The organism is Alistipes sp. UBA1686, assembly GCF_002320215.1.
Classification (GTDB): Bacteria; Bacteroidota; Bacteroidia; order Bacteroidales; family Rikenellaceae; genus Alistipes; species Alistipes onderdonkii.
This window is the reverse complement of record NZ_DCKA01000016.1, coordinates 225,179-246,028: the sequence shown is the minus strand read 5'-3', so window position 1 is coordinate 246,028 and position 20,850 is coordinate 225,179. Positions and strand designations below refer to the sequence as shown.

16 protein-coding genes and 1 tRNA gene are annotated in these 20,850 nt (G+C 61.3%); 10 read left to right on the top strand and 7 right to left on the bottom strand.

The window, feature by feature from the left end; genetic code table 11:
* Positions 1-357 precede the first annotated feature (357 nt).
* The 5 genes from B3C38_RS07710 to B3C38_RS07690 form a co-directional block, all read right to left on the bottom strand.
* A tRNA-Ala gene (locus B3C38_RS07710) sits at positions 358-431 on the bottom strand.
* A gap of 350 nt (positions 432-781) precedes the next feature.
* Positions 782-1,813, bottom strand: coding sequence for a 2-oxoacid:ferredoxin oxidoreductase subunit beta (locus B3C38_RS07705; protein ID WP_018696822.1), 1,032 nt, complete (start codon positions 1,811-1,813; stop codon positions 782-784).
* A gap of 4 nt (positions 1,814-1,817) precedes the next feature.
* The gene (locus tag B3C38_RS07700; RefSeq protein ID WP_276655681.1) at positions 1,818-3,662 is read right to left on the bottom strand and encodes a 2-oxoacid:acceptor oxidoreductase subunit alpha; all 1,845 of its coding nucleotides are present in this window, start codon (positions 3,660-3,662) and stop codon (positions 1,818-1,820) included.
* 607 nt (positions 3,663-4,269) lie between these two features.
* Entirely contained in the window at positions 4,270-5,175 is a 906-nt protein-coding gene (locus B3C38_RS07695) for an NYN domain-containing protein (protein WP_286726529.1), read from the bottom strand.
* A 225-nt stretch (positions 5,176-5,400) separates the two neighbouring features.
* On the bottom strand, positions 5,401-6,072 hold the full coding sequence (locus B3C38_RS07690; RefSeq protein WP_055203121.1) for an XRE family transcriptional regulator: 672 nt from the start codon (positions 6,070-6,072) through the stop codon (positions 5,401-5,403).
* Between the two features lie 143 nt (positions 6,073-6,215).
* On the opposite strand from B3C38_RS07690, the gene B3C38_RS07685 reads away from it, so the two are divergent.
* The 3 genes from B3C38_RS07685 (at position 6,216) to B3C38_RS07675 (ending at position 9,584) form a co-directional block, all read left to right on the top strand.
* Positions 6,216-6,500 carry a hypothetical protein gene (locus B3C38_RS07685; protein ID WP_130065856.1) on the top strand — a complete coding sequence of 95 codons (285 nt, stop codon included), beginning with the start codon at positions 6,216-6,218 and terminating at the stop codon, positions 6,498-6,500.
* A 405-nt stretch (positions 6,501-6,905) separates the two neighbouring features.
* The gene (gene terL, locus B3C38_RS07680; protein WP_286726527.1) at positions 6,906-8,315 is read left to right on the top strand and encodes a phage terminase large subunit; all 1,410 of its coding nucleotides are present in this window, start codon (positions 6,906-6,908) and stop codon (positions 8,313-8,315) included.
* A 174-nt stretch (positions 8,316-8,489) separates the two neighbouring features.
* The gene (locus tag B3C38_RS07675) at positions 8,490-9,584 is read left to right on the top strand and encodes an NAD(P)H-dependent flavin oxidoreductase (RefSeq protein ID WP_286726526.1); all 1,095 of its coding nucleotides are present in this window, start codon (positions 8,490-8,492) and stop codon (positions 9,582-9,584) included.
* Positions 9,585-9,775: 191 nt separating this feature from the next.
* On the opposite strand, the gene B3C38_RS07670 is transcribed toward B3C38_RS07675, so the two are convergent.
* Both B3C38_RS07670 and tsaD read right to left on the bottom strand, forming a co-directional pair.
* A complete protein-coding gene (locus B3C38_RS07670) occupies positions 9,776-10,495 on the bottom strand; it encodes a M15 family metallopeptidase (protein ID WP_286726525.1) in 720 nt (239 codons plus the stop codon).
* 13 nt (positions 10,496-10,508) lie between these two features.
* Positions 10,509-11,531, bottom strand: a complete 1,023-nt coding sequence (gene tsaD, locus B3C38_RS07665) for a tRNA (adenosine(37)-N6)-threonylcarbamoyltransferase complex transferase subunit TsaD (RefSeq protein ID WP_055212110.1) — start codon at positions 11,529-11,531, stop codon at positions 10,509-10,511.
* 58 nt (positions 11,532-11,589) lie between these two features.
* Here tsaD and B3C38_RS07660 point away from each other — a divergent pair, with 58 nt between their 5' ends.
* Genes B3C38_RS07660 through B3C38_RS07630 form a run of 7 tightly spaced genes read left to right on the top strand, consistent with a single transcriptional unit; the run spans position 11,590 to position 20,849 of the window.
* Complete coding sequence (locus B3C38_RS07660) at positions 11,590-16,170, top strand: translocation/assembly module TamB domain-containing protein (protein WP_286726524.1); 4,581 nt, start codon at positions 11,590-11,592, stop codon at positions 16,168-16,170.
* Positions 16,171-16,219: 49 nt separating this feature from the next.
* Positions 16,220-16,894, top strand: coding sequence for a MotA/TolQ/ExbB proton channel family protein (locus tag B3C38_RS07655; protein WP_018696962.1), 675 nt, complete (start codon positions 16,220-16,222; stop codon positions 16,892-16,894).
* A 6-nt stretch (positions 16,895-16,900) separates the two neighbouring features.
* Positions 16,901-17,308: an ExbD/TolR family protein gene (locus B3C38_RS07650; protein WP_018696961.1), complete on the top strand. Its 408-nt coding sequence runs from the start codon at positions 16,901-16,903 to the stop codon at positions 17,306-17,308.
* 6 nt (positions 17,309-17,314) lie between these two features.
* Positions 17,315-18,004 (top strand): TonB family protein, encoded by a 690-nt coding sequence (locus B3C38_RS07645; RefSeq protein WP_286726521.1) that lies wholly within the window; start codon positions 17,315-17,317, stop codon positions 18,002-18,004.
* 20 nt (positions 18,005-18,024) lie between these two features.
* Entirely contained in the window at positions 18,025-18,510 is a 486-nt protein-coding gene (locus B3C38_RS07640; RefSeq protein WP_018696959.1) for a DUF1573 domain-containing protein, read from the top strand.
* A 1-nt stretch (position 18,511) separates the two neighbouring features.
* On the top strand, positions 18,512-19,819 hold the full coding sequence (locus B3C38_RS07635; RefSeq protein ID WP_286726518.1) for an amidohydrolase: 1,308 nt from the start codon (positions 18,512-18,514) through the stop codon (positions 19,817-19,819).
* Positions 19,820-19,823: 4 nt separating this feature from the next.
* A complete protein-coding gene (locus B3C38_RS07630; protein WP_286726517.1) occupies positions 19,824-20,849 on the top strand; it encodes a Gfo/Idh/MocA family protein in 1,026 nt (341 codons plus the stop codon).
* Position 20,850: the final 1 nt, after the last annotated feature.

The window sequence follows — 20,850 nt, the reverse complement described above, 5'->3', positions numbered from 1 at the left end:
GTGTCTTGTATATGTTCTTATATTTATCAATATGTTCATGCAAATAAACGTAAAATATCCGAATTGTCAAAATCTATGTTCCCGATAATGTCGGTACAGGGCGGATATTTTTTTCAAAAGCCTCGTTCGTTGCCTGTCATTGTCCTGTATTACTGGTGATTGCGTTTTTTTTGCGGCCGATTGCCGTTTTTTTTGTCGCAGGCAGCGCCCGCCTGCGGGTTTGTCTGCACCTGTGTGGTGCCTCGCCTTGCCTGCGCCCGGTTGCTGTTGGAGGATAGAGGGGGCGTCTGTGGATGCGGGGGGATGGATTCCGATAAAAAAATAAGGATGGACTTGTGTCCATCCTTACCGGGGTTGTGGAGAATACCAGGGTCGAACTGGTGACCTCTTGCATGCCATGCAAGCGCTCTAGCCAACTGAGCTAATCCCCCGTTGTGGGTGCAAAGATAACGGAAATTTTTTTATTTCCAAATAGCGGCCGGAAAAAATCGACCGCAGGATTACCATTGCTGCCGTTCGGAGGGGGGGGGTAGGGCGGGGCGTCCGGTATCGTTTTTTTGTCCGCCATGCGGATTATAAGGCTGTTTCCGCATTTTCGCAAGCATCTCCGCTGTCCGGGGGGCTTTCGTACCGGCAGGCGGGGGGCATACTGGAGGCCGCCGGGCAATCCTTCCTCCGGGGTGCCGTTTGTTTGTCCCGCCCCAAGGAAAAAGCCGGCGCTTCGAGCGCCGGCTTTCCCGTATGCCGGGATGCCTCCCGGATCAGTGTCATGCCTGTTAAGTTATTCGATTTCCCACGTGGCGCCCGAATGCAGCAGCTCGTCCACCGAGCGGATCTTGCTCTGTGCCTTGACCTCCTCGACCTGCCGGGCCACCTCGCGGTCGTAAACCGTGGCGTCCTCGACGGCGCGGATCACGCCCAGGGCAACGGGGTATTCGGGATATTTCATCGCCGCCAGCATCGAGTGCAGCGTCGTGTCGCGCTCGTGGGCGTCGTGCGTCAGCACATCGTCCAGCGTGTAGCCGTCCTGGCCGACGGTCACGACCTTGAGCTTCATGTCCTCGAAGACGATTCCCTTCTCCATGTTGGCCCCGAACAGCATTTTCCCGCCGTGGCGCAGCGTGATCGTACGTTCGGCGCGCGTAGCCTTGTCGGCGGCGAATGCAGCGTGGGTCTTGTCGTTGAAAATCACGCAGTTTTGCAGTACTTCGATCACCGACATGCCTTTGTGCATCGCAGCGGCCACCATGCACTCCTTCGAAAGCTGCACCTCCATGTCGACCGAGCGGGCGAAGAACGTGCCTTTGGCGCCGATCACCAGTTCGCCGGGGTTGAACGGCTTTTCGACCGTGCCGTAGGGCGAGGTCTTGGTGATCTTGCCCAGCTTCGAGGTGGGGGAGTACTGCCCCTTGGTGAGGCCGTAGATCTCGTTGTTGAAGAGTATGACGTTCAGGTCGACATTGCGGCGGATGGCGTGTATGAAGTGGTTGCCGCCGATGGCCAGCGAGTCGCCGTCGCCCGTGGTGACCCAGACGCTGAGGCGCGGGTTGGCGACCTTGACACCCGTGGCCACGGCGTTGGCGCGGCCGTGCACCGAATGGAACCCGTAGGTCTTCATGTAATAGATGAACCGCGACGAGCAGCCGATGCCCGACACGAACGTGAAAAGGTTGTGCGGCGTGTCGGTCGCGTCGGCGATCTCGGGCAGCGCGCGCTGTACGGCGCTGAGGATGGCGTGGTCGCCGCATCCGGGGCACCAGCGTACCTCCTGGTCGCTTTTGAAATCCGCGGGGGTGTATTTGTATTCTGCCATGGCGTTATTTCAATAAGGATTCGAATTTTTGGCAAAGCTCTGCAACCGTGAAGGGCAGGCCCTCGCACTTGTTGTACTGTTCGTAGCGGAACTCCTGCAAACTCTGGCGCAGATAGTTGGCGAACTGCCCTTCGTTCAGCTCGCAGACGACGATCTTGCGGAATTTCGAGAATATCTCGCGTACGCCGTGCGGCAGCGGGTTGATGTAGTTGAAATGGCACAGCGAAACGCGCTTGCCTTCGGCGCGCATCTGGTCGACGGCGTTTTGCAGGTGTCCGCGCGTACCTCCCCAGCCGACCACCAGCAGGTCGCCTTCCGGGGCGCCCCATACGGCCTGTGCCGGGATGTCGTCGACGGCTTTCGCCACCTTTTCGGCGCGGGTGCGTACCATTTTCTGGTGGTTCGACGGGTCGTGCGAGATACAACCCTTTACGCAGTCCTTTTCAAGGCCGCCGACACGATGTTCCAGTCCCGTCTTGCCGGGGAATGCCCAGCCGCGGGCCAGGTTTTCGTTGCGCACGTAGGGCATGAAACCGCCTTCGGGGGCCTCGTCCACGATCGGCGGGGTGATGGCAGGGTAGTCCTTCATCGCGGGGATGCGCCACGGCTCCGAGCCGTTGGCGATGAACCCGTCGGTCAGCAGGATCACGGGGGTCATATGCTCCATGGCCAGGCGTCCGGCCTCGAATGCGTAGTGGAAGCAGTCGCTGGGCGACGATGCCGCCACGACGATCACGGGGCACTCGCCGTTGCGGCCGTAGAGCGCCTGCGCCAGATCGCTCTGCTCGGTCTTGGTCGGAAGTCCCGTCGAGGGGCCGCCGCGCTGTACGTCGACCACCACCAGCGGCAGTTCGGTCATCACGGCCAGTCCCAGCGCCTCGCTCTTGAGCGACAGGCCGGGACCCGAGGTGGTCGTCACGGCGAAGTTGCCTGCGAAGGCCGCGCCGATGGCGGTGCAGATGCCCGCGATTTCGTCTTCGGCCTGGACGGTCTTCACCCCGAGGTCTTTGCGCTTGGCCAGCTCTTCGAGGATTACGGTGGCCGGGGTGATCGGGTACGAGCCGCAGAAGAGCGGCAGCCCGGCCTTTTCGGCCGCGGCGCACAGACCCCATGCCGTGGCGACGTTACCGCTGATCGAGCGGTAGGTGCCTTTTTCGAGCGGTGCGGGCGCTACGGTGTAGGTGTTTGCGAACTGGTGCGTATTGGCTGCGTAGTCGTACCCCGCCCGGATGGCCAGCTTGTTGGCTTCGGCTATGGCGGGGTTCTTCTTTGCGAATTTGGTTTCGATATATTTGATTGCGTACGCTTCCGGCCTGTCGAACAGGTAGAAGCAGATGCCCAGTGCGAACATGTTTTTGCACTTGGTTACGGCCTTGTTGTCGAGGCCGGTCTCCCGGAGCACTTCGCGCGTCATCGAGGTGATGTCGGGAATGACGACGTTGTACTCGTCGAGTTGCAACTCGGCGATGGGGTCGAGCGTGGCGAAGCACGCCTTTTTGAGGTGGTCTTCGGTGATCGAATCGCCGTCGATGATGACCGTCGCACCCGGTTTGAGCCATTTGCGGTTGGCCTTGAGCGCTGCGGGGTTCATCGCCACCAGCACGTCGCAGTAGTCACCGGGGTTGAGCTCCCGGTGGCTGCCGAAGTGAACCTGGAATCCAGATACGCCCGCCACGGTACCCTGTGGCGCGCGGATTTCGGCAGGGTAGTCGGGGAAGGTCGAGATCCCGTTCCCGAGCAGTGCCGAGGTGTCTGAGAAAAGCGTGCCCGTAAGCTGCATGCCGTCGCCCGAGTCGCCTGAAAAGCGGATCACGACATCCTGCAACTCCCGTACATTGGTTTTGTCCATGTCTTGTTTCGGATTAGTAGGGTTTTGAAAACAATATCACAAATATATAAATTTATTGTCAGATTGTTCACGGCGGATGACTTTTTTGCGGCTCTAATCCGGTGGTTTTTTCTCTTTGTGCCTCTGCATTGCTGATAATTGCGCATTCAGAGGCTTGTTTCGCTGCTTGATCGTTACCGGATTTTGTAATTTTAATTGCGATTTGACAGTAGTGGCGTTATTAAAAAATTTTGCGAATGCTGCTTCCGGATTGTAAGTGCCGCTCCGGTTTTTTCGAGGTTATTCGCCTCCTGACGTTCTCGCTGCCGTTGCTTCCTCCGCTGTTTCTTCCGTTGTTCTTTCTGCTGTTTCGGCTGCTCCTGCGCTGTTCCCGTGCAGCTCCTGTGCCGGGCGCGCAACCCGGATTGGGGGCTATGCGAAAGGCCGCTGCAAGATTGCGTTGCAGCGGCCTCGTTGCCGTAACCTGTTTGTTATGCCGTATCCGGCCGGGAAATCCTGCAGGGATAGTGGCCCGGAAAATCTTGCGGGGGTGCCTGTCCGGCGTATTTTGCATGGGCGCCCGTGATCCCTGCGTGGTTCGGTTGCCGGGGCGGGCAGGCTTGGACGTCTACCGGATACGGTTTCGGACGTAAACGAGTTTCAGCTCCTTATTTTCCGACGGGCGCTCTTCGATCTCGACTATTTTCAAAAGGGATTTTACCAGCAGCGACAGTTTCTTGTACCCGTAATTGCGGGGGTCGAAGTCCGGCATCTTCTTGGTGAGCACCCCGCCCACGATGCCGAGGAAGGCCCAGCCGCTGTCGTCGGCGGCGTCTTCGATCGTGTTTGCGAGCAGTGTCTTGAAATCGTCGTCGATCGGACGGATGATCGGCTGGGGCTGTGCCGTATCCGGAGCCGGGGCTACCTTTTTCTCCGCAGCGGCGGGTTCTGCGGGGGCTGCCTCCGGCATGTCTGTTTCGGGTGCATTGCGCCCCTGATGTTTTTTCGCGGTTTTTTTCGGCGTCGCAGCTTTGGCTGCCGGCACAGCTGCCGTTGTTTGTGCCGGTGCCGATACCGGAGCCGGGGCGGGTGCGGGCTGCCCGAGTATCTCGACATAGATGAATTTGTCGCACGATTTGATGAACGGCTTGGGGGTCTTCTTCTCCCCGAAACCGAGTACTTCCCGTCCCGATTCGCGGATGCGGCTTGCCAGGCGGGTGTAGTCGCTGTCGCTCGACACGATGCAGAATCCGTTGACCGACTCTTTGTGCAGGATGTCCATCGCGTCGATTATCAGCGCCGAATCCGTCGCGTTCTTGCCTGTCGTGTAGGCGTATTGCTGGATCGGGGTGATCGAATTCTCGAGCAGCACGCTTTTCCATGCCGCGAATTTCGGGTCTGTGAAATCGCCGTAGATACGCTTGATCGTCGGCGTGCCGTAGTTGGCGATTTCGTCGAGTATGTCCTTGATTTTCCGGTGCGAGATGTTGTCGGCGTCGATCAGCACCGCGAATTTTTTATCGGATAGTTCCATGTCAGGCGGTTTTATTTTCCGAAAGATAGGAAATTTTTTCGGAATCGGGGTGCCGGTTCATCTTCTTTCGCGGCAGGTTCCCGGCTGCGGGTTCCGCCCTTCCCGCTTCAGCTGTGCCGTTTTTGCAGTACAATGTCCGGCAGCGGGTTTGCGGCGGACATCGGGGCGCTGCCGCCGGGATCGTTTCCCGGGAGATACGGGCATACGGGCGCCCCGTCCGGGCCGCTACCGGATCGAGTTCATCCTGATGCTGGCCTTGACCAGCGCGATTGCCCTTATGCGGTTGATCGCCACGTCCTTGTCTGCGTGGTGCGGGTTCTGGCTCACGAGTTTCACATACCCCTCGCGGTCGGATTTTTGGATGTATTTTACCGTCACGTACTCCTCGCCGTCGATGTCGATCGACAGCAGATACATGTCGCCCCAGAAGATGTCGTTGATGTCGCCCAGTTGTTTGTAAAGTACGATGTCGCCGCTTTTGAGCAGCGGGTACATCGAATCCCCTACGATATATATGGCGCCGTCGCATTTGGGCAGGTTGGGAATGTGGATGAAATTCACGGGTTTGGCCTGCGCCTGGTCGGCGAACAGCGGTACCAGCCCCGCCGTGCCCTCGATCGAGTAGAGGGGCACGCTCTGCAACGGCAGCGAATTGTCCGTGCGGTGCATGTAAGCTGTCAGGTCGGGTTCGGCGTTGAACATGTTGCCCTTGCCGCTTTCGAGCCATTCGGGATTTACGTTCAATTCCTGAACCAGGATGTTCCGGTTGCGTGCCGAGAGCCCCGCCTTGCCGGTCTCGATCATCGAGAGCGCCGCCTTGCCGATGCCAAGCCGCTGTGCCAGTTGTTCTTGCGTCATCCCCAACTGTTTCCGTATCAGTTTTACCCGTTCGTTCATAGCTTTTAATCGGAAAATTTTATATTAAAAAATTGAATATTTTATTTGGAAATTCAATATTTGAACTTATCTTTGTCCTGCAAAGTTAAACAATTTATTTCTGCCTGCAAATTTATTTGCAAAAATCTTGCTAATTATCAACTATGTATTCGGTTTCACCTGAACTTTACCATGAGGCGGCGGCACGGTTGTCGGACGCCATCGACGGCGGGAACTATTTTTCGGGTTCGCTCGCGTTCCGCTTCGGCGATACGGACTGCCGCCTCACGGCGTCGGTCATCGTCTACCGCGGCCGCCTTTCGCTGCCCGAAGGGGTGCAGCACCCCGTTACGGATCTCGTGCCCGTCTGGTGGGAATTCCACACCACGCAAGCCGGGGGCGAAGTGCTCAACGACTTCGACTTCTCCGAGCTGAAGCGCTGCGTGTAATCCGCTTCATCCGTTCCGGCCATCCCTCCGGGCCCGGCGCAGCCGCCGGAACGGCATTTTCTTCCGAACCTCCCGCCGCGGCGCCGCGCATAGGGTTCAAAAATCAAACCAATGTCTGTTAAAACCGACCCGGCCTCTGCGGAAATTCCTTCCGCAGAGGTTTTCGTACCTGCCGCCATCCTCGATCCCGATTTCTCCGACCTTCGCGCCGCGCCCGGCCAGCCTGTTTCCAGCGTCCAGTCTGTACTCTCCGGTCAGCCCGTCACACCCGGCCTTCCAGCTGTGCCCGTCCGGCCTGTTTCCCCCGCCCAAGGTGCCATTGCCGGCCGGCCCGCCGTGCCCGGGTACGGGGCGGTCTGCACGGATGGAGCCGGGCCGTCCGGGGCTCTTCCCTCCGCCGCGGGTGTGCCCCCTTCGTTCGGCGCATTCGCGCTGGCGGTCTATCCCTTCCTCGAGCTGCAACCCTTCCACCGGGCGTATTACCGTGTGCTGGAGGCTTTTGCCGCCGGGCGCATCCGGCGTCTGATCGTCACCATGCCTCCCCAGCACGGCAAGAGCGTCGGCGCGACGACACTGCTTCCGGCCTACGTGCTGGGGCTTGATCCCGACCTGCGCGTTGCGATCGCCTCCTATTCCGGGGCGCTGGCTTCGAAATTCAACCGCCGCGTGCAGCGCATCGTCGAATCGCGCGAATATGCCGCGTTCTTCCCTGCCACGACCATCAAACAGGGGACGAAACCGCCCGGTTATATCCGTACGGCCGACGAAGTGGAGGTCATCGGCCGCCGCGGCGGGCTGCTCTCCGTCGGGCGCGAAGGCTCGCTCACGGGTAACCGTGTCGACTGCTTCATCCTCGACGACCTCTACAAGGATGCCCTCGAAGCCAATTCGCCCATCGTCCGCGCCAATTGCTGGGAGTGGTATACCTCGGTCGTGCGGACGCGCATGCACAACGCCTCGCGCGAACTGATCGTCTTCACACGCTGGCACGAGGAAGACCTTATCGGCACGCTCGCCGCGCGTGAACCCGTCGTCGAATTCACCCGCTGGGCGCAGCTCGACGGGCTGTCTCCCGACACGTGGCTGCACCTGAATTTCGAGGCGCTCAAGGCCTCGCCGCCCACCGAGGTCGACCCCCGTGTCCCGGGCGAGGCGCTGTGGGAAGGACAGCAGGGGCGTGCGTTGCTCGAAGCCAAACGGCGGCTCGACCCGCTGCAATTCGAAAGTATGTACCAGGGGCATCCCTCGTCCCGCGAGGGTTTGCTCTACGGGCTGAACTTCGCCGAGTACGACCAGCTGCCGCACGAGATCGTCCGCCGCGCCAACTATACCGATACGGCCGATACGGGCGACGACTACCTCTGTTCGCTCTCGTATGCAGTCGATGCCGACGGGGTAGTCTACATTACCGATGCCGTCTATTCGCGCGAACCGATGGAGGTCACCGAGCCGCTCGTGGCCGGGATGCTCCTGCGCTCCGATACGCGGCAGGCGGCCGTCGAAAGCAATAACGGCGGCCGCGGTTTTGCACGCTCGCTGCAGGCTTTGGCACCCTCCGTGCGCATCGAATGGTTCCACCAGGGCGCCAACAAGGAGGCGCGTATCCTCTCCAATTCGGCCACGGCGCTGCACCTCGTGCGCTTTCCCCGGGGCTGGAACCTGCGCTGGCCGGAGCTATACGCCCACCTGACGACCTACCGCCGCCGGTTCCGCGCCAACCGCTGGCACGATGCCGCCGACGTGGTGACCGGTATCGTCGAGCGCGAAGCCCCCGGCCGCAACCGCGCCCGGGTGAGAGGTGTCCGGTTCCTGTAATTCCCGCTCCCCGGCGGCATGACGGGGCGCTGCATCCTCCGCCCGTGCCTTCCCGACGGTTCCGGCGCCGCCCGGCAGAGAATTAACAATTAATTCGTATGGGATATGGTGTGTTCCGTTTTGTTTTTCGTACCTTTGGTGCGGTTAATTAGGTTTGCACTAATCCACAACAAAATGAAAGCATTGAAAATCGGAAATTTGCTCGCTCCCGTCCCCATCGTGCAGGGCGGTATGGGCGTAGGCATATCGCTCGCAGGGCTGGCTTCGGCCGTTGCCGACCAGGGCGGCATCGGCGTCATTTCGTCGGCCGGCCTGGGAGTGATTTACAAAGACTATTCGAAAGATTACCGTACGGCCTCGATCTGGGGTCTGAAACAGGAACTGAAAAAGGCCCGCGAGGCCACGAAAGGCATCGTCGGCGTGAACGTCATGGTCGCCATGTCCAATTTCGCCGACATGGTCAGAACCGCCATCGCCGAGAAGGCCGACATCATCTTCTCGGGCGCCGGGCTGCCGCTCAACCTGCCGTCGTTCCTTACCGAAGGAGCCAAAACCAAACTGGCACCCATCGTATCGTCGGCGCGCGCCGCGAAACTGCTGTGCCGGAAATGGTTTGCCGAGTATAAGTACATTCCCGACGCCATCGTGGTCGAAGGCCCCAAGGCGGGCGGCCACCTCGGCTATAAGGAGGAGCAGCTTGTCGACGAGCATTATGCACTCGAGAGCATCGTTCCCGAAATCGTCGCCGAAGTACATGCGTTCGAGGCCGAGCACGGCTGCCATATCCCCGTCATTGCCGGCGGCGGTATCTATACCGGCGAGGACATCTACCGCATCATGTCGCTGGGCGCCGAGGGTGTGCAGATGGGCACCCGCTTCGTCACGACCGAGGAGTGCGACGCCGACCCGGCGTTCAAGCAGAGCTACCTCGATGCCACGCAGCAGGATATCGAGATCATCAAGAGCCCCGTGGGTATGCCGGGGCGGGCCATCCACAGCTCGTTCCTCGACCGGGTGAAGGAGGGGTTGAAACGCCCCAAGAACTGCCCGTTCGACTGCATCAAGACGTGCGACGTGACGCACAGCCCTTACTGCATCATGCTGGCGCTCTACAACGCCTTCAAGGGAAAATTGCAGAACGGCTATGCCTTCTGCGGCGCCAACGCATGGCGGGCCGAAAAGATCCAGTCGGTGCGCGATCTGATGGCTTCGCTCAAGGCCGAGTACGACAATTTTTCGCTGAAGGGAAAACTCTTCGGCGTAAAATAATCCGGTCTCCGGAAAATCCGGGGATGCCCGAAGGAAAAAAGGCTCCCGACCTTTCGAGGTCGGGAGCCTTTGTGTTGTCCCGAACTGGCCGGATGCTGTCCCGGAATACCCGGGAGCGATTCCGAATCGATCGTTGCCGTCCCGAAATAACCGCGGTGGCCTCCCTGCGCAGTGCTGAGGCTTCCGGGCGGCTATTGCTTTTTCTCGAAATGCTGGTAGTCCTTCAGGCTTTTCCAGTGGCCGCCCCAGGTGAATCCGTGGCGCAGGAACTCCCGGCAGCAGGGGTCGTCCTCGGCGATCTTGTAGGGGAAATCCCGCGTCCGGTCGGCATATGGGGCTGCTTCCGCGGGGTCGATGATCGTGCGGCCGCCGTTCGTTTTGACATAAGGGTTGTAGCGCGGGTTGATGTCGACGGCCATGCCCCGGCTGTGGTTGGAGAGCACCCCGGTTCCCGCGATGAACCGGAAGTTGAATGCCGAAGAGTTGTTGGCCCGCATCGAAGGGCCGTCCTGTGCGTCGTATTCGTCGATCAGCACCATGCGTTCGATGGGGTAGGCCGCGTCGTAGAGCACCCGGAAGATTTCCAGCAGGTCGCCGCTTATGGCCTCGTTGCAGACCAGTTCGCCCAGCAGGGTTTCGCCTGCGAGGTTGCGGTGCAGCACCCGCAGGTAGCGGAGCTCCGAGCGGGGGACGGTGCAGTCCGGCTTGTAGGATTTGCCGTACATGCGCGCGAAGAGTGCGTCGCCGATCTCCGAACTGGCGAAACAGCGGTCGATGCCGTATTCCGCCACCGCTTCTTCCGAGACCTTTTCCCCGGCGCGCCATGCGCGAAGCCGCTCCGCATCGCCGTCGCCGGCGTATGCACTGCCGATCCCCGCCAGGAGCAGCACGAATGCCGCGAGCCGTTTCATCTTCCCGGCCGCATTACAGCTCTTCGAGCCGTGCCACGGGCGACACGTCGAGCGACGAGAAATCGCCGTGCTGGTAGTGGTAGTAGCCTGCCATGGCAATCATTGCGGCGTTGTCGGTCGTGAACTTGAATTCCGGCAGGAACGTGCGCCAGCCGCGCTTGAGGCCCTGCTCGACGATGCCGTTGCGCAGTCCCGAGTTGGCCGATACGCCCCCGGCGATGGCGATGTCGCGGATGCCCGTGTCTTTCGACGCCCGCACCAGTTTGTCGAGCAGTATCTCCACGATCGTGCCCTGAAGCGACGCGCAGAGGTCGGCCTTGTTGCGCTCGATGAAATCGGGGTCGTCGGCCACGGCGTCGCGCAGCATGTAGAGGAACGAGGTCTTGAGCCCCGAGAACGAATAGTCGTAGCCGTCGACATGGGGGTGTGCCAGGCGGAACGCCTTGGGGTTGCCCTCCTTTGCCAGGCGGTCGATCACCGGGCCGCCGGGGTAGGGCAGGCCCATGACTTTGGCGCATTTGTCGAACGCTTCGCCTGCGGCGTCGTCGATCGTCGTGCCGATGATCTCCATATCGAGCGGCGAATCCACGCGTACGATCTGCGTATGCCCGCCGCTGACCAGCAGGCAGAGGAACGGGAAGCCGGGATGGGGCAGTTCGCGGTCGGGCAGGTCGATGAAGTGCGAGAGGATATGCCCCTGCAGGTGGTTGACCTCGACCATCGGGATGTCGTGCGCCACCGAGAGCCCCTTGGCGAACGATACCCCGACGAGCAGCGAACCCAGCAGCCCGGGGCCGCGCGTGAAGGCGATGGCATCGATCTCCCCGACGGTGAGCCCGGCCTCTCGGAGTGCCGTGTCGACCACCGGGATGATGTTCTGCTGGTGCGCCCGCGAAGCCAGTTCGGGGATCACGCCGCCGTATTTTATGTGCACGGCCTGGGAGGCGATCACGTTCGACAGCAGCAGGTTGTTGCGGATCACGGCAGCCGACGTATCGTCGCACGAGGATTCGATGCCGAGAATTGTAATATCCATCCGGTTTTTCGTTTTTTTAACTATTTTAGTTAAATTTGCAGGTTATAACGACCTATCAATGCGCAAAGGTATAAAAATATTGGGAAAGGTGTTCTCGGTAGCGGTTTTGTTGCTGATAATTCTGCCCATGGTGCTCTCGTTGCTGCTCGATATTCCCGCCGTGCAGAATTACGTGGTACAGAAAGCCGTGCGCATCGTGTCTAAGACGCTCGAGACCACCGTGAGCATCGACCGCGTGGACATCGGGCTTTTCAGCAAGGTCAAGATCAAGGGCTTCTACGTCGAGGATTACCAGCGCGACACGCTGCTCTACGTCGGCAAGATAGACGCTTACATCACGGGGCTGGGCATTTTCGGCGGCGGGGTGGTGTTCAGCCGCGGCGAGATCAGCGGGGCGAAGCTCTACCTGCGCGAGACCCCCGAGGGGGAGATGAACATCAAGCAGATCGTCAACCGCATCAGCGACCCCGACAAACCCAGGAAGGGAAATTTCCGCCTGTCGCTGCGCAAGGCTTCCATCGAAGGCATGGATCTCTGTCTGGAGCGGCTCACGAGGCGCGATCCCGAATTCGGCATCGACTTCGGCCACATGCACCTCTACGGCATCACGGCGCACGTCAGCGACTTCACCATCGACGGGCAGTCGATCTATACCACCATCGAGGCCATGTCGGCACGTGAGCGCAGCGGCTTCGTGCTTGACCGGTTCTCGGGGCGTTTCTACCTCACGAACGGTGCGCTGGGCTTCGAGGATACCTCCGTCGTCACGCCCCGTTCGAACGTCGACATCCCCTACATTTCGCTCGTCGGCGATTCGTGGGCCGGCTACAAGGATTTCCTGGGCGAGGTGCGCATCGACGGCAAGCTGCGCAACAGCACCGTCTCCACGGACGACATCGCCTATTTCGCCCCGCGGCTCCGCGGGTGGCATACCGTTTTCAGCAATATCGACATCGATGTCGCGGGCGTCGTCTCCGACTTCACGGGCAAGGTCAGGAGCCTACAGGTGGGCCAGGGGACGTGGTTCACGGCCGACGCCGCGATCAAGGGGCTGCCCGACATCCGCGCGACGCATTTCGACCTGACGATTCCGCGCCTGACCTCCACGGCCGAATCCATCGACGCCCTGGCTGCGGGCATCGGCGGCCGTGCGCTCTCCGACAAGCTGGTTGCGATCCTCGGGAATTCGGGCGACATCGACGTCAGCGCCCGTTTCCGCGGGCTGCTCTCGTCGTTCGACATGCGGGTGGGTGCCAAGACCGACGTGGGCGGCATCGACTGTAACCTGCAGATGAGCCCCTTGCGCGACGGGCGCAGCAGCGTCAAGGGCGATGTGGCCGCGCGCAACCTCAGGCTGGGCGAACTACTCGGCCGCCGCGACCTGCTGGGCAACGCCACGCTCACGGCTTTCGTCGACGGCGTCGTCGGGCGGGGGTTCACCGACGCCAATGTCGTGGGCAATGTCACGCAGCTGGGCTTCAACGGCTATGTCTACGATTCGCTGCGCCTCGACGGGCGGCTGCGCAACCGCGAGTTCGACGGCCGTATCACGGCCCGCGACCCCAACCTCGATTTCGATTTCCTCGGCATGGTCGACTTCAACGACTCGGTGCCCCGTTACGACTTTACGATGGATCTGCGCCGTGCCGACCTGGCCCGGCTGCATGTCAACCGCCGCGACTCGGTCTCGGAACTTTCGGCGCATATCGTCGCCAAGGCCGGCGGCCGCTCGCTCGATGACCTGAACGGCCGCATCCAGGTCACCGACGTCCTCTACCGCTATAACGACAAGCAGCTCACGTCGAAGAGCATGACCGTCACGGGCGAGAACTCGGCCCGGAGCAAGTTGGTCGAACTGCGCTCGGACTTCGCCGACGCCACGTTCCGCAGCAAGACCAGCTACCGCGAGGTCTTCCGCTACCTGCGTGCGAGTGCCTGGAAATACCTGCCCCTGTTGCGGCACGGCGACGAGGAGTCGGTGCCCCGCGCATCGGGGGTGGCCGTCGCCAACGACTATTCGCTCCTCTCGGTCGACGTCCGCCATATCGACCCGATCGCAGATGCCATCTCACCCGGCCTGCAGGTCGCCGATGGCTCGTCGCTGCAATTGCTTTTCAACCCCGCGAGCGACCAGCTTTCGCTCAAGGCGACTTCGGAATATATCGAACGCAAACGTATGCTGGCCACGCGGCTCAACGTCAACGCTTCGAACCGGGGCGATTCGCTCACGGTCTATGCTTCGGCCGAAGACCTCTATGCGGGTATGCTCCACCTGCCGGGGCTTTCGCTCACGGGCGGTGCCAAGCAGGGGCGCGTGCAGCTTTCGGCAGGGTTCAACGATACGCTGCGCAAGGTATCCGGACTGGTGGGCGTCCGGGCTGACGTAGTCGACGAGCACGGGCCCAACGGCCGCATCGTCGACCTGCGCATCCTGCCGTCGCACATCACCCGCGGCTCGAAGACCTGGCAGATTTTCGCCCACAAGATACAAATCGACACGGCGCAGGTCGTGATCGACAAGTTCTTCGTGATGAACCGCGAGCAGGAATTGCTGCTGGACGGCATCGCATCGCGCAGCCGCGAGGATTCGGTGACGCTGCGCCTGCGCAATTTCGACCTCGCGCCCTTCACGCAGGTCATCGAACGCATGGGCTACGTCTTCGAGGGGCGCACCAACGGCTCCGCGACGATGAAATCAGCGCTCCATGCGGGCGAGATCACGGCCGACATCCTGCTCGACAGCCTTCAGGTCAACGACATACCCGCACCGCCGCTGCGCCTCACCTCGCGCTGGGATTTCCTGCGCAACCGTGCGGGGGTTACCGTCACCGACCGCCATAAGCGCGATACGCTGGTGCGGGGCTTCTACGCCCCGTCGCAGGTGCGCTACTATGCCCGTCTGGACGTCGACAGCCTCGACATGGGGCTGCTCGACCCGATCCTCACGGGCGTCATTTCCGATACCCGGGGGCACGCCTCCGCCGACCTGGTGCTCCAGGGGCAGCGCCGCGAGGCCGACCTCACGGGCGAAATCCGCGTCACGGGGCTGTCGACGTGCGTCGATTTCACACAGGTGCCCTACACCATGCCCCGGGCGGTGCTGAGCGTCAAGGGCAACCGCTTCCGGGCTTCGAACGTCCCGATATTCGACCCCGAGGGCAACGAGGGGCGCTTCGACATCGACCTGAGCCTGCAACACCTCTCGAACATCGCCTACGACGTACACGTCGCACCCCGGCAGATGATGGTGCTCAACACCACCCCGCAGGACAACGACTCTTTCTACGGCAAGGTCTACGCCACGGGTTCCGCCCGCATTTCGGGCGACAAGGGGCTCGTGAAGATGGATATCGCCGCCACGACCGACGACCGTTCGTCGTTCTTCATGCCGCTGTCCAGCAAGTCCAATATTTCGAGCGCCGACTTCGTGACCTTCAGGGAACCGGCCAGGGCCGATACCGTCGACAACCTCGCCCGCAAAAAAATGATGTTCGAACGCAAGCGGCAGCAGAAGTCCGACGCCGGCAGCCGGATGGATATCTCGCTGGCGCTGAACGTGCGGCCGGGCGTCGAGGTCGAACTCACCGTCTCGGGCAATACGCTCCGGGCGCGCGGCGACGGTACGCTCAACCTGCAGATCAACCCCCGTTCCAACGTCTTCGAGATGTACGGCGACTATACCATCACCGAGGGGAGCTTCCTCTTCTCGCTGCAGAACATCATCAACAAGAAGTTCGTCATCGAGGATGGCTCCACAATCCAGTGGACGGGCTCGCCGATGGATGCCATGCTCAACATCAACGCCATCTACAAGCTCAAGGCGTCGTTGCAGCCCCTGTTGCAGGGTACGTCCGACAACCTCGCGGCTGACCGTTCGGTGCCCGTGGAGTGCGTCATCCACCTCGGCGAGCGGCTTTCCAACCCGGCCGTCACCTTCGACGTGCATGTCCCCGGCACCGACCCCGAGACGCAGACCGTGATCGCCAATGCCCTCACCACGCCCGAGACGGTCGATACGCAGTTCGCCTACCTGTTGCTGTTCAACAGCTTCATGGGCGAGAACAGTTCGTCGTCGTCGAACATCGGCACCTCGGTCTCGGCCGCCACGGGTCTGGAATTCGTGTCGAACATGGTGAGCAACCTACTCTCGAATGACGACTACAACATCGTCATCCGCTACCGTCCCAAGTCGGAACTGACCAGCGACGAAGTGGACTTCGGCCTTTCGAAGAGCCTGATCAACAACCGCCTGTTCGTCGAGGTCGAGGGCAACTACCTGATCGACAACAAGCAGGCTGTGAACAGTTCGATGTCCAACTTCATGGGCGAGGCGTACATCACCTACCTGATCGACCGTGCCGGGACGCTCAAGGCCAAGGCCTTCACGCAGACCATCGACCGTTTCGACGAGAACCAGGGGCTGCAGGAGACCGGCATCGGTATTTATTTCAAGGAGGATTTCAATAATTTCCGGGATCTGCGGAGGCGTATCAGGGAGCGTTTCACCAACAAGAAACGCAAGGCGCGGCGCGAAGCCCGGCGGCAGGCCGCCCGCGAGGAAAAGGAGCGGCTGCGGCAGCCGGCGGATACGCTTTCGGCCCTGCGGCCCGTTATGGATAAGAAGGACGAAAACAACTGAACGGCAGAAAAAGAACTCGAATCAAACAATAACAATTTTTCTTTAAACTATGATGACATTTTTGCAGGCTGCCGAGGCGGTGGCCACCAGTGAAGAAACCCGCATGGGACTTTGGAAACTGTTTTCGATGGGCGGCTGGCTGATGTGGCCGCTGCTGGCGCTGGGCGGCGTGACGATCTTCATCTTCGTCGAGCGCTTCATGGCCATCCGCAAGGCGTCGGTGCTGGACATGAATTTCATGAACCGCATCCGCGACTACATTTCCGACGGCAAGATCCATACGGCCGTGAACCTGTGCAAGAAGACCGACACGCCGATTGCCCGCATGATCGAGAAGGGTATTGAACGCATCGGCCGCCCGATGAGCGACGTGCAGACCGCCATCGAGAATGTCGCCAACCTCGAAGTCTCGAAGCTCGAAAACGGCCTTCCCTTCCTGGCGACGATCGCCGGCGGCGCTCCGATGATCGGTTTCCTCGGTACGGTGCTCGGGATGGTGCAGACCTTCATGGACATGGCGGCTGCGGGCGGCACGGTCGACCTGAGCCTGCTGGCCAGCGGCATGTACGTGGCGATGGTCACCACGGTCGGCGGTCTTATCGTCGGCATCCCGGCCTATTTCGGCTACAACTACCTCGTGGCACGCATCGAGAAGCTGGTCTTCCAGATGGAGGCCAACTCGATCGCCTTCATGGACATCCTGAATCAACCCGTTCAAAAATAACGCGCTATGGCAATTAAACACGGATCGAAAGTCGATAAATCCTTCTCGGCATCGTCGATGACCGACCTGATGTTCCTGCTGCTGCTGTTCCTGCTGATCGCTACGACGCTGATCAACCCCAATGCCCTGAAGCTGATGCTTCCCAAGAGCTCGAACATGCTCAAGGACAAGGCGGTTACCACGGTGTCGATCCAGGATACGGGGCACGGCAAGTACCGCTACTATGTCGAATTGCAGGACGTGGGGTCGGTCGAGGGCGTGGAACGGGCGCTCAAATCGCGCCTCGACGGGCAGAAGGAGCCCACCGTATCGCTGCATGCCGATAAGACGGTGGCATGGGACGAGATCATCAAGGTGATGAACGTCGCCAAGAACAACGGATATAAACTCATTGCGGCGACCTCGCCGGAATAAAGGCCTATGTACTATTACGACCCGAACGGCAAGTCGCCCCGCAGGTGGGCGGCGATCGCGGCGGCAGCCTATGTGCTGCTGATCGCCGCTTCGTTCGCATTGGTCTCGTTCGATTTCCGGAAGATCCACGACAAACCCGGCGATACGATTCTGGTCGATTTCACCGAACCGCCTGTCCCCGAGCGCCCCAAGCCGCCCGTGAAGGCGGCTACCGAGCCCCGCGTGCATGACAAGGCCGCCCCCGTGGAACAGACCGCGCAGGTGGCGGGCAAGGACGAGACGACGCAGACGCCCAACCCCAAAGCGCTGTTCAAGATGAACAAGGGCGGGGCCGACGAACCCGACAATGCGGGCAACCCCCGCGCGCCTCAGGGCGAGGACAAGGCGAGCGGCAACGGCCCGGGGCTGAATCCCGACGGGCTCGACCAGCTCGACCAGGGGCTTCAGGGACGCGGCCTTGTGGGCAACCTGCCCAAACCTTCGTATCCCGGTTCGAAGAGCGGGAAAGTCGTCATCCGCGTTACGGTGGACGCCAAGGGCAAGGTGACGGGCGCTTCCTACGAACCGAAAGGCTCGACGACCGATGCCGCCGAGCTTGTTGAGGCGGCGAAGAGCGCGGCGCTGAAGGCCCGCTTCACGGAGAGCCGCGCCACGCTGCAGGGCGGGACGATCACTTATGTTTTCCGTATGGAGTAATTTTTGAAACGAGCGTATACATGCGAACCTTATTACTGACAATCCTCGGGTGCCTGGCCTTCACGGCGGGACATGCCGGGGCGGCGGCGCAAAACCCGGCCCCGGAAACGGCCGGGGCGCAGCAGGACGCGAAGGCGCGGGGGGCGCACCTTCGCATGGAGGTCGCCGGCCACGATTTCGGCGACGTACCCCGCAAGGGCGGCGACCTGGTGCGGGAATTTACCTTTACCAACGACGGCACGGCGCCGCTCGTGGTGACGCGCGTCATCACGTCGTGCTCGTGCCTCAAGGCGTCGTTCCCCAAACGTCCCGTACCGCCCGGCGGACAGGGCGTGATCCGCATCACCTACGAACCCCACAAGAGCGAACCGGGCGTGTTCAACAAGGTGATCCAGGTCTATTCGAACTCCGTGGACGGACGCGATGTCATCACCGTGCAGGGCAATTCGATCGACACCCCGCCGCGCAAGATAAAGACCGACAAAGTGAAAGTGAAATACAAATAATATGGACATCCTGTTTACCAACGCAACGATTCTGCCGATGACGGCGGCCGGGGACGAACCCAGAACCTTCACGGGGGCTGTGGGCGTCGCGGGCAACCGCATCGCGCTCGTCACTGCGTCCGGCTCCGAAGCCGACGCGTTCCGCACCTGCAGTCCCGGCGTGCGGGTCATCGACTGCACGGGCCGGCTCCTGATGCCGGGCCTTGTGAATACGCATTGCCATGCGGCCATGACGCTGCAACGCAGCTATGCCGACGACATCGCCCTGATGGAGTGGCTCAACGACTATATATGGCCTTTCGAGGCGCGCCAGACGGCCGACGACGTGGCGCTGGGCATGACGCTCGGCATCGTCGAGATGCTCCTGGGCGGCGTCACCTCGTTCGTGGACATGTATTACCACGAGAACCGCTGCGTGGAGGTCGCCCGGCGGCTGGGCATCCGCGCGATGCTGGGCTGCAACTATTTCGACAACAATGTCGACGAGGTGCTGCCCGAGGCGGAGAAGGCCGTTGCGCTGGCTGCTGACTGCGACCGCATACAGATTGCCCTCGCACCCCATTCGCCTTATACCGTGTCGCCCGAAAACCTGCGGCGCGGCAAGGAGCTGGCCCGCAAATGGGGGCTGCATTTCATGACCCATATCGCCGAGACGCGGGACGAGGTGCGTATCGTGCGCGAAAAATACGCCGCGACACCCGTCGAGCACCTCGATGCGCTGGGTATGCTCGACGACAAGACCATCGGCGCACACTGCATCCATGTCACCGACAGCGACATCCGCACGCTGGCCCGGCGGGGCGTGGCCGTGTCGCACAACCCGCAGAGCAACATGAAAATTTCGAGCGGCGTGGCTCCCGTCGAGAAGATGCGGGCCGCGGGTGCGCTGGTGACCATCGGCACCGACGGCACCTGCTCGAACAACGACCTCGACATGTTCGAAGAGCTGCGCACGGCGGCCTTCCTGCAGAAATCCGCCACGGGCGATCCCGTGGCACTCCCGGCCTACGAGACGCTGAAACTGGCTACGGTCAACGGCGCCCGCGCCATGGGCTATGCGGAGGGTGAGCTGGGCGTCATCCGTCCCGGGGCGCTGGCCGACCTGATCGTCGTCGACCTGCAGAAACCCCACTTGCAGCCGATCCACGACCTGGTTTCTAACCTGGTCTATTGCGGCAAGGCGTCTGATGTCGACACCGTGATGGTCGACGGCCGCATCGTGGTCGAAAACCGCCGTGTCGCCGGTGTCGACCTGCCGAAGCTGTATGCCGACGTCGCCGCGGCCGTGGAACGCATAACCGGGAGATAAGGGAATGCCGGGAAAAATTCGATTCGGCATGGTTGGCACCGGGTTCATCGCCGACTGGGTGCTGGCCGGGGCGCGGCAGGACGCGCGCTTCGAGGCCGTGGCGATCTGTTCGCGTATGCAGGAGAGGGCCGACGCCTTCGCTGCGAAGTACGGCATCCCGCACACCTTCACCTCGCTCGAAGAGATGGCCGCAAGCCCGCTCGTCGACGCCGTTTACATCGCCACGCCCAATTTCCTGCACGCTTCGCAGAGCATCCTCTGCATGCGCCACGGCAAGCACGTGCTGTGCGAGAAGCCCCTAGCCTCCAATGCCCGCGAGGCGCGGCAGATGGTCGCCGTCGCCCGCGAATGCGGCGTCACGCTCATGGAGGCCATGATCTCGACGCTCAACCCCAATTTCCGCGTCGTGCAGGAGTACCTGCCCCGGCTCGGGACGATCCGCCGCTATTTCGCCAGCTTCTGCCAGTACTCCTCGCGCTACGACAAGTTCCGGCAGGGGATCGTGCTCAACGCCTTTAACCCCGAACTGTCGAACGGCGCCATGATGGACATCGGGGTCTATACCGTCTATCCGATGGTCGCGCTGTTCGGGCGTCCGCTGGAGGTCGAAGCGCAGGGCATCGTCCTCTCTTCGGGTGCCGACGGGCAGGGCGCCGTCAATTTCCGCTACGAGGGGATGAATGCCACGGTGCTCTACTCCAAGATCGCCAATTCGTCGCTTCCGTCCGAGATCCAAGGCGAGGAGGGCAACCTGTTGCTGGACGCCATCCACACCATCCGCGACGTGGCGTACCTTCCGCGCCCGGCGGCCGCTTCGGGGCGGGGCGCCGGGCCCGTCCGCCACAGCGTCGGACTCCCTCTGGAGAGGGATCCCTATTATTATGAGGTCGCGGAGTTCATCGACCTCATCGAACAGGGACGGATAGAATCCGCCGTCAACAGCCACGAAAACTCCCTCGTGACGATGGAGATCATCGACCAGGTGCGCCGCCAGCTGGGCGTGTCCTATCCCGCCGACAGGTTGCCGTAGA